This is a genomic window from Rhizobium sp. UBA1881, from assembly GCF_002338015.1.
In the GTDB taxonomy this organism is placed as follows: domain Bacteria; phylum Pseudomonadota; class Alphaproteobacteria; order Rhizobiales; family Rhizobiaceae; genus Rhizobium.
On record NZ_DDHH01000003.1, the window covers coordinates 3,025 to 4,522 of the forward strand.

The 1,498-nt window shown below is 68.2% G+C and carries 1 protein-coding gene; it reads left to right on the forward strand.

Translation table 11 applies throughout. The features are described 5' to 3' along the window. The coding region (locus tag B3605_RS00340; protein ID WP_296431517.1) for an SLC13 family permease at positions 1 to 1,498 on the forward strand (1,498 nt) is incomplete at both ends.

Here is a 1,498-nt window from a genome sequence, read left to right on the forward strand (position 1 = left end):
TGGTGGCGATCGCCGGCCTGCTTGCCGGCTATGCGCTCGGGCTTTATCCGACCGACGCGGTCTTCGCGGGCTTTGCCAGCCCCGTGGTCATCACCGTCGTCGAGATCCTGCTGGTGGTCCAGGTGCTTGCCCGCACCCGATTCTTCGATAGGGTGTCGACGGCGCTTGCCAGTCGCGGCATGCGCGGCACCGGCGTCATCGCCATCTTGTCCGGCGTAACCGGCTTCATCTCCATCTTCATGAACAATATCGGCGCCTTCTCTATCTCGCTGCCGGTGGCGCTGCGCGTCAGCGCCGTCAGCGCCATCCCCAAGCGGCAATTGATCATGCCGATCTCGTTCGCCGCTTTGCTCGGCGGCCTCGTGTCGCTGATCGGCACGCCCGCCAACCTGCTGGTCAGCAACGCGCTGGCGGCCGCGACCGGTGAGAGCTTTCGCCTGTTCGATTTCGCCTATGTCGGCCTGCCGGTCGCCGCAGCCGGCATCCTGATGACGTCAGTATTGGCGCCGCTGCTCTTCCCCGGGGATGGCGAGGACGATGAGACGGCACCCGAAACGCCGCGCCGCCGCATGGTGGCCGAACGGCGCGTGCCCGCGGGCTCGCCGCTGATCGGCGCAAGCCTCGCCGATCTCCCCGCCCGCTTCGCGCTCAAGCCACATGCGCTGCTGCGCAACGACGCCTTCGTCTTCGGGTCCGCCGAGCGCTCCATCGTCGAGGCCGGTGACATCCTCCTGGCCGAAGCGGACGACACGGTCTTTGTGGACCTCGCCGCATCGGGCGCGCTGCAGACGGATCATGGGCAGGCCGAGGCAAGCCGCGTCGAAGCCGTCGTCATGCCGGAGAGCACGCTGGTCGGCTCGCGCCTGCGCTCGCTCGAGGTCTTCTCCACACGCGGCATCGCGATCAGCGCCCTATCCATGCGCTCTCCCCGCATCGAGGGACGCTTCGAGGATCTGCAGCTCTCGATCGGCGACGTCCTGGTGCTGGAGGGCGATCGCGCCGCAATCGCCGAGGCGCTCGAGGAATGCGAATGTCTGCCGCTCGCCTCGCCGCCCGTCCCGGCCGCATTCTCGCTGAGCTGGCAGCCCTTCGCGATCTTTGCCTGCGGCATCGCCGCGACCACGGTGGTGCGGCCCGATATCGCGCTCGCCGGCGTAGTGCTCGTGCTGGCGCTCCTCAACTACCTGAACATCCGCCAGGCGATGGCCGATCTCAACTGGCCCGTCATCATCATGCTCGCCGCGATGATCCCGATCGGCTCGGCGGTCGGCACGTCGGGGACTGCCGAAGTGATCGCCTCGGCGCTCGGCGCCATCCTGCCCATATCGCAGCCGCTGGCGGGTATCGCCGTTGTGCTGTTGCTGGCGATCGCGCTGACGCCCTTCGTCAACAACGCCACCGTCGCCATCGTGCTGAGCCCCATCGCGATCGAGTTCGCGGCAGCCGGCCACCACCAGCCGCAAGCCTATCTGCTCGCCGTCGCGCTGGGCGCCTCGCT